The sequence below is a fragment of the Serratia montpellierensis genome, from assembly GCF_020858655.1.
GTDB lineage: Bacteria > Pseudomonadota > Gammaproteobacteria > Enterobacterales > Enterobacteriaceae > Serratia > Serratia montpellierensis.
This window is the reverse complement of sequence record NZ_VOSN01000022.1, coordinates 12,731-19,716: the sequence shown is the minus strand read 5'-3', so window position 1 is coordinate 19,716 and position 6,986 is coordinate 12,731. Positions and strand designations below refer to the sequence as shown.

General features: G+C 55.9%; 10 protein-coding genes. 6 read left to right on the top strand and 4 right to left on the bottom strand.

What is annotated here, in order from left to right; all coding sequences use genetic code 11:
* The 5 genes from FUU19_RS22135 to FUU19_RS22115 form a co-directional block, all read left to right on the top strand.
* Nucleotides 1-979: PD-(D/E)XK nuclease-like domain-containing protein (locus tag FUU19_RS22135; protein WP_230490387.1), on the top strand; the 979-nt coding region annotated here is incomplete at its 5' end.
* Nucleotides 980-990: 11 nt separating this feature from the next.
* A complete protein-coding gene (locus FUU19_RS22130) occupies nt 991-2,109 on the top strand; it encodes a recombinase RecT (RefSeq protein WP_230490386.1) in 1,119 nt (372 codons plus the stop codon).
* On the top strand, nt 2,103-2,288 hold the full coding sequence (locus FUU19_RS22125) for a hypothetical protein (RefSeq protein WP_048795012.1): 186 nt from the start codon (nt 2,103-2,105) through the stop codon (nt 2,286-2,288). Before FUU19_RS22130 ends, FUU19_RS22125 begins: the two co-directional genes overlap by 7 nt.
* 71 nt (nt 2,289-2,359) lie before the next feature.
* Entirely contained in the window at nt 2,360-2,635 is a 276-nt protein-coding gene (locus FUU19_RS22120; RefSeq protein ID WP_099782632.1) for an excisionase, read from the top strand.
* Nucleotides 2,610-3,692, top strand: coding sequence for a tyrosine-type recombinase/integrase (locus FUU19_RS22115; protein WP_230490385.1), 1,083 nt, complete (start codon nt 2,610-2,612; stop codon nt 3,690-3,692). The genes FUU19_RS22120 and FUU19_RS22115 overlap by 26 nt, the downstream gene beginning before the upstream one ends.
* Nucleotides 3,693-4,008: 316 nt before the next feature.
* Here the strand turns inward: FUU19_RS22115 and FUU19_RS22110 are convergent, their stop codons facing one another.
* The 4 genes from FUU19_RS22110 to ftnA all read right to left on the bottom strand — a co-directional run bounded on the left by FUU19_RS22110 (nt 4,009) and on the right by ftnA (nt 6,531).
* Nucleotides 4,009-4,350 carry a YebY family protein gene (locus FUU19_RS22110; RefSeq protein ID WP_025302452.1) on the bottom strand — a complete coding sequence of 114 codons (342 nt, stop codon included), beginning with the start codon at nt 4,348-4,350 and terminating at the stop codon, nt 4,009-4,011.
* 69 nt (nt 4,351-4,419) lie between these two features.
* Nucleotides 4,420-5,301 (bottom strand): copper homeostasis membrane protein CopD, encoded by an 882-nt coding sequence (gene copD, locus FUU19_RS22105; protein WP_141969492.1) that lies wholly within the window; start codon nt 5,299-5,301, stop codon nt 4,420-4,422.
* A 2-nt stretch (nt 5,302-5,303) separates the two neighbouring features.
* A complete protein-coding gene (gene yobA / locus FUU19_RS22100; RefSeq protein ID WP_046899289.1) occupies nt 5,304-5,720 on the bottom strand; it encodes a CopC domain-containing protein YobA in 417 nt (138 codons plus the stop codon).
* 292 nt (nt 5,721-6,012) lie between these two features.
* Complete coding sequence (gene ftnA, locus FUU19_RS22095; RefSeq protein WP_147823373.1) at nt 6,013-6,531, bottom strand: non-heme ferritin; 519 nt, start codon at nt 6,529-6,531, stop codon at nt 6,013-6,015.
* 340 nt (nt 6,532-6,871) lie between these two features.
* On the opposite strand from ftnA, the gene FUU19_RS22090 reads away from it, so the two are divergent.
* Nucleotides 6,872-6,986: DNA polymerase III subunit theta (locus tag FUU19_RS22090; protein WP_230507433.1), on the top strand; the 115-nt coding region annotated here is incomplete at its 3' end.

The following is a 6,986-nucleotide window of genomic DNA, read 5'->3' as shown; positions in this document are numbered from 1 at the left end:
GCCGAAACAGACCGACGCCGATACGCTGCGCGCCGTGATCGAGAAGCATAACGCCACCCTGCAAGCGCCATATGCGCTGGGCGGCAACGCTGACGAAATCGGCCAGTTCTATATGCTGCTGCCGCCGGAATTTCAGAGCATCCCAGAGGACGCAAAAATCACCGCCACGGCGATGAAAGCCTGCATCAAGAAGTACAACGCCACCCTGCCGGCGCCGTTGAAAACCACCGGCGGCCGCGACGCACTGCTGGAACAACTGGCAGCCATCGATCCGGAGTTTGTCGAGAAAGAGCGCGCGATTCCGGCGCCGTTGCCGGTAAGCGGCAGCAAAGAGGATATGGCCGCGCGGATCAAAACGATTTTGCCAACGGCGGTATTCGCCGACGAAGTGATCAGCGCCTGGAAAAATAGCAGCGACCAGCGCCAAACGATCACGCAGGCGCAGATGAAACATGCCAAGGCAATTCAGCGCGCCCTGTTCACCCACCCATCGGCCGGGCAGTTGCTGCAGCACCCACAACGCGCGGTTGAGGTGAGCTATTTCGGCATCGATGAAGAAACTGGCCTCGAGCTGCGCGTACGTCCCGATCTTGAGATTGAGGCCGGCGGCCTGCGTACCGGCTTTGACCTTAAAACCGTCAGCATGGGTAACGTCAAGCAAAGCGCCCTGCGCGCCCGCCTGCACCGTGAAATCATCGAGCGCGATTACCACCTGAGCGCGGGCATGTATTGCGATGTTGCGGCGCTGGATCAGTTCTTCTGGATTTTCGTCAACAAGGATGAGCACTACCACTGGGTCGCCATCGTTGAGGCCTCCGCTGACTTGCTCGAACTCGGCCGCCTTGAGTACCGCAAAACCCTGCGGGATATCAAACAGGCACAGGATACCGGCGTGTGGCCAGAACCGATCACCGAAGAAATCGTGGACGACATTAACGACTTTGACCAGCGCCGCATGGAAGCGCTGCGCGTAGCCTAAGGAGCATACCAATGAGCAACCAACTTGCACTGATCCAGAAAGACCTGGCAGAACAGCTGGCACCGGCAAAGGAGATTTTGCCGAGCCACGTCAGCTTTGAAAAATTCACCAACGCCGCGGCAGTGGCGTTATCAACGAATCCTGATCTGTTCGATGCCGATCGCCAGAGCGTTATCAACGCCCTTTCGTCTTGTGCAAAAGACGGACTCATTCCAGACGGACGCGAAGCTGCGCTCGTCGTTTACAAAACCAAGCTCCCAAATGGTCAACGGGTCCGCCGCGCACAGTACCTGCCAATGATCGATGGCGTAATGAAGCGGGTACGCCAGTCTGGCGAGGTATCTATCATCGCCACCCGCGTGTTGTACAAAAACGATAAATTCCGCGTCTGGATGGACGAGAACGGCGAACACATTTTCTATGAACCTAACATGCTCGACCGTGGCGAGATGATTGGTGCGTTCGCCTACGCGAAGATGCGCACCGGCGAGCTGCAGTTTGAAGTGATGAATATCGAGGATATCGAGAAAGTCCGCGCCGCAAGCAGGAACAGTGACAGCGGGCCGTGGGTTAACTGGTACGAATCAATGTCTCGCAAATCCGTCATGCACCGTCTTGGCCGGCGGCTGCCGAATAACTCCGAGATCATGGAAATGCTCGAGCGCGGGCAAGAGATGGTTTGGCATAAAGAAAAAGACGTCACACCGGACACTCGCGTAAGCGCCGGACAGCTGATCGAGGCGGCTGAAAAGGCGCCCGAGCCAGTTACAGAAAATTCAGCACCAGAAAAGATTGCTGAAGATATTCGCGGCAGCATCGACAAGATCACCACCACTGCTCAGGCGACAGACCTCCGCGCCTCAGTTGAAGATATGAAAGCGCAGCTGGGGATCACCCTGTACACCGAGTTGAAAAACAAAATCGTACTGCAACACCACCGCCTTAACGCGATTGCCGGCCTGGGTGCGTCGATCGATGCGGCCGGCAAGAACGGCGGCACCACAAGCCAGGAACGGGCAGAGCTCGGCGCCCTTCTGCATCGCTCTGCGCGGTTCCTGAGCGCTGATGAGGTTCAGCGCTATCAGCAGGCGATCGATGACCTGTCGCCGGCGCAGGAGGCGGCATGCTGACACTTATCGGCTTCCTCCTGCTGGTAAGCCCGTGCGGCCATGATGCGTGCGACGCGCTGCCGGTATCTGAGCGAATTTACTCGAGCTTCGACCAGTGCGAGCGAATGAGGGAAGCAATCCAATTGCGCCGCCCGCGCGCCGTTCTGTACTGCGACGGCGTTTACAGCACTGAGAAATGATTTTCGAAAATCAAAACACAACGCGGGCCAAAGGTAAGATCGTGGCCGGTTGTGCGCAGGAGCATAACCAAATGACTCAAAAACTGACTTTAGAAGAATGGTGCAACGAGATTTACCCAGGTAAAAAACCGTCTCGGCAAACCTTACAGCGTTGGGCCAGGAACGGAAATTTTTACCCGGCAGCGGAAAAAGAAGGCCGCGAATATCGGCTGACACCAGGGACTATTTACATCAATCCCAAAGATCTCAATTTGGGTAGAAAAATAAAGGAAGCGCGAAGCATCGAGCCAGCTCGAGCGGCGTTTATGGAGAAGGTGATCAATGACACGGCGAAGGGAGGGGTATGATATGCGTTTGCCAAAAAACCTCACGTTTCGCAGCAAGGGCAAATCCTTCTATTGGCGCAACCCGGTCACCAAGAGGGAGATATCCCTGGGGCAGATTGCGCGCCGTGACGCCATTGCGCAGGCGATCGAAGCTAACCACTACATCGAACAGAACTACTCTCCCGTCCTGTTACTGGAGAAAATCAAAGGCAGCCATGAGTACACACTGAATTCTTGGATCGAACGGTACGAGGTAATATTCAAACGCCGCCAGCTTGCCGAAAACACTTACAAGGTGCGCGCCGGCCAACTAGACATTATCCGCGAGCGCTTGGGCAGCATGGTACTTTCAAAAATCACGACTCGACACGTCGCCGAGTTTCTGGAGTTCTGGATCGCCCAGGACAAAAAAACAATGGCCGCCACCATGCGTTCGGTGCTGTCCGATATCTTCCGCGAAGCAATCGTCGAAGGTCATATAGAAAACAATCCCGTAACGCCTACCCGCGCCGCAAAAGTCGTGGTAAAGCGCGAACGCCTGGAACTGGCGCAATATGGGCCTATTCGTTATGCAGCAGACCCAATGCCGCCCTGGTTCAGCTTGGCGATGGATCTGGCCTTGGTTTCTGGCCAGCGCCGCGAAGATCTGACACAGATGCGTTTTAGCCATGTCGTAGACGGCAGATTACTTGTCGAGCAAGGGAAGACTGGCGCCATGATTTCCCTACCCCTGGATCTAGAGTTGAAGATCGTAGGCCTCCGCCTCGGGACAGTGATCGATCGCTGCAGGTTGGTCAGCACTACAGACTTTATGATCAGCGCCGGCATCCGCAAAAATAGCCCAGATGGCTCGCTGCATCCTGATGGACTAACGAAAAAATTTGTTGCGGCGCGGAAGGCTTCAGGTTTGTCGTTCGAGGAAAATCCGCCGACATTTCACGAGATCAGAAGTTTGGCCGGCCGGCTGTATGAGAAGGAAAGAGGAAGGGATTTTGCGCAGAAACTGCTGGGGCATACATCAGAGATGATGACGCTGAAATATCTCAATACGAGGGGGAAAGAGTACGTAATGCTGTAAAAGACCGAATATCAAAATTCGAGTAAATTTCGAGTAAATTCGAGTTTTTCGAAAATAACATAATAAAATCAATAACTTAAAAAAAGACCGAATACGATTCCTATATTCGGTCTAGGGAAATGGCTCTTGGGAGAGAGCCGTGCGCTAAAAGTTGGCATTTAATGCAGGGCTTGTTCAGCCGTGCACTTTAAGAGTAGCCTACCGCGCCAGTTTTGCCAGCCGCCCGGCGGCCGCGTGATAGTTTCGTGACGAAATAACTATGCGGCAAATGCGCATCAATCCGCGCACGTTGGGCAAGGCGTTGGCAAACAAGCGGTTAGTCAGCGCACAGCTTCTCAGCGCGTTCAATGAACGGCGCCAGGCTCATTTTTTTCCCCGGTTCGGCAGGGTCGTCCAGCAGGAGCACCTCCAGCGGTTGCGCGCGCTGATGGCCCTTCTTCACCTGCTGCTCCGCTGCGTCGTTGAGCGGGTATTGCATCAGGGTGCTGTTGTTGAGCACGAACAGCGCGCCGCCGCTGCGGCACTGCAGCGTCACTTCTTCCTTGGTGAACGCCCACTGTTTGCCGTACTCCAGTTTGGTGATGTTCACCAGTTTGTCTGCCGCCAGCGCGCCGGTCGCGGTTGCCAGCAGCGTAATGCCGAGTAATACCGATTTCATGTGTTGGCCTTAAGGTTGCTATTCGCGTCGATTTTCCCGCAGCTTGCCGGCCTGCGGCAAGCTGAAATGTCAAACCGGCGCATAGGTTGCAAATAAACTGACCAGCAGCAGCACCGCCATCCCCAGCCCGACTTCGAGCCAGCAGGCCAGCACCACGCCGCGCTGCGCCAGCGCCGGCACGCGGCTCATTGCCGGCACGATGGCGTAGCGATTGGCCAGCGCCACCATCACCATCAGCGCCACCAGCGCGGTTTTGATCAGCAGCAGGCGCTGATAAGGCGAGCCGAGGTTGAGCGGCCAACCGCCGAGAATGATCAGGCTGTTGACGATGCCGGTGACGATCACCGCCGCCACCGCCAGATGCCCCCAGCGCGAGAAACGGATCAGCGTGGTGATGGCGTCGCTGCGCCACTGCGGCGGCTGCAGGTAGCGCAGGCAAACCAGCAGCGGCGCCAGGCTGCCGAACCAGTAGCCGGCGGCCAGCAGGTGCACCGCATGGTTGGCGCGGTGCAGCGCGCCCAGCGTACCTTCGTGCATCGCCGCGTGGCCGATAAACGCCAGGCTCACCAGCAGCAGTGCCGAACACAGCGCCAACGCCTGCGCGCGCGGCCTTTCCGGCAGCAGCAGGCTCAGGATCGCCAGCAGCGACAGGCCCAAATGCCAACGCCACACTTCGCCGAAGGTGGTGCCGAGTACCGCCCACCAGACCTCCAGCCGCCAAGCGTCTTGCCAACCGTCGCCCATTTGCCCGGCCTGAATGGCCAGCAGCGCCACGGCGGAAAGCCCGGCAATCCAGGTGCCGGCAAGCAGCAGCGGTCGCACATCGCGGGAGAGGATCGGGGAGAGGCGCTGCGGTGACAATAAGGCGGTGAACAGACTGATGCCGAACATCAGCATCACCGCCGCAAAGTGCACCAAGCGACACAGAACGAACAGGGTCGCCAGACTCACGATCAGTTTACGGTGAAGCTGTACTGGCCTTTGGTTTTGTGCCCGTCGACCGAAACCACATGCCAGCTGACGTTGTATTTGCCCGCGCTCAGCTCGCCGTCGATCGGCACGTTGACCTGGGTGTTATTGTTCGGATCGAGCTGCAGCTTGCCGGTTTTCACCACGGCGTTGTCCGGGCCGGTGATTTTCACGCCGCTGAAGTTCGGCTCGATGCCTTCGGAGAAGCTGAGGGTCAGCGCCTTCGGCGCCGGGCTGACGCTGGCGTCGGCCTTCGGCGTTTCCACTTTCAGGTGGGCGTGCGCCAGCGCTTGCTGCGAAGACAGGCCGACGAACAGGACGAAAACGGTGGAAAGCAGGCGACAGGAGGAACGAATTTTACCGATCACAGTGGTATCCCTTAACAGTATAAAGAGGGTCATAAGGGTTAAGGCCACAGCCAAGGCGATGTATCAGCGGCCCCAACCCACCGCAAATGATTGCGCCACGGGTAAACAGAAAAACGGGTTATATCGGCTAACCCGCTGTTTTGACTCTACCATCCCTGTAGCGTATCGCGGTAAATCATAACGACCACGCTGCGGCAAGTCGAGCGCATCACTGGCATTTTGCGATCCGGCAGCACGTATCGCCGCATAACCGCGATAAACTCAGGGTAAAAAAAACCGCGCGTCAGGCTCGCCCGCGCGCGGTTTTTCGATGTTCTGATGCGGATTAAACCTGGCCGTTGCCGCCCTGGCCCATCGCGCCCATTTTCTTCAGATCTTTGTCGATGAAGAACAGGCCTTTGCCGCTGGTGCCCACCAGCGCCAGCTTATCCAGCACGGATTTGAACAGTTTCTCTTCTTCGTGCTGCTCCGCCACGTACCACTGCAGGAAATTGAAGGTGGAGTAATCGTGCGCGGTCATGGCGGCGTGCGCCAGTTCGTTGATCTGACGGGTGATCAGCTGTTCGTGTTCGTAGGTCTGCTGGAACACGTCCGCCAGCGATTCGAACGCCACCGGCGGCGCGGCGATGCTGCCCAGCAGCGGCAGAGAGCCGGTGTCGCTCAGGTAGTCGAACAGACGTTGCATATGCTGCATCTCTTCCTGAGAGTGCTCTTTAAGAAATGCGGCGGCGCCTTCAAAGCCTTTATCGCTGCACCATGCGCTCATCTGCAGGTACAGGTTGGCGGAGTAGAACTCCAGATTCAGTTGCTCATTCAGCTTTTGAGTCATTTCTTGCGTCAGCATAATGATTCCTTTTATTTTGCAGGTCATGAATTTAATTTCCGCGCATTATGCCCTGCCGCCGTAAAAATAAAAACACCTTATTTACACTCAAATCACATTTATTATAAAACACTTTAATATCATTAAGTTAAAATATTAACCTCGCATTGAGAATTAACATGATAATTATTTCCATCTTTTATTTTAATCAAAAAGCGAATCATTCTTATTTAAAAGAATAAATAGATTGCATTACTCCTGGATAAATATCGCTCGCGACGGCGGCGCAACGGGCTTGCCAAGCGCCGCCGGGTGGATTACCTTCTGCGCAGATTCAATGCGGCAAAGTAAGGAGCATAAGGTGGTTTACAATCTGGCCGAGTTGTCCAAAGAAGAGATGGACAGGGTGAATGTGGATCTCGCCGCCTCAAGCGTGGCGTACAAAGAGCGCTACAACATGCCGGTGATCCCGGAAG

Excerpts from the sequence above, each read along its gene's own strand:
- ftnA (WP_147823373.1), bottom strand. The coding sequence starts at position 6,531 with ATGCTGACGCAAGAAATGACTCAAAAGCTGAATGAGCAACTGAATCTG.
- FUU19_RS22115 (WP_230490385.1), top strand. The coding sequence starts at position 2,610 with ATGACACGGCGAAGGGAGGGGTATGATATGCGTTTGCCAAAAAACCTC.
- FUU19_RS22130 (WP_230490386.1), top strand. The coding sequence starts at position 991 with ATGAGCAACCAACTTGCACTGATCCAGAAAGACCTGGCAGAACAGCTG.
- FUU19_RS22120 (WP_099782632.1), top strand. The coding sequence starts at position 2,360 with ATGACTCAAAAACTGACTTTAGAAGAATGGTGCAACGAGATTTACCCA.
- FUU19_RS22110 (WP_025302452.1), bottom strand. The coding sequence starts at position 4,350 with ATGAAATCGGTATTACTCGGCATTACGCTGCTGGCAACCGCGACCGGC.
- yobA (WP_046899289.1), bottom strand. The coding sequence starts at position 5,720 with ATGACCCTCTTTATACTGTTAAGGGATACCACTGTGATCGGTAAAATT.
- FUU19_RS22125 (WP_048795012.1), top strand. The coding sequence starts at position 2,103 with ATGCTGACACTTATCGGCTTCCTCCTGCTGGTAAGCCCGTGCGGCCAT.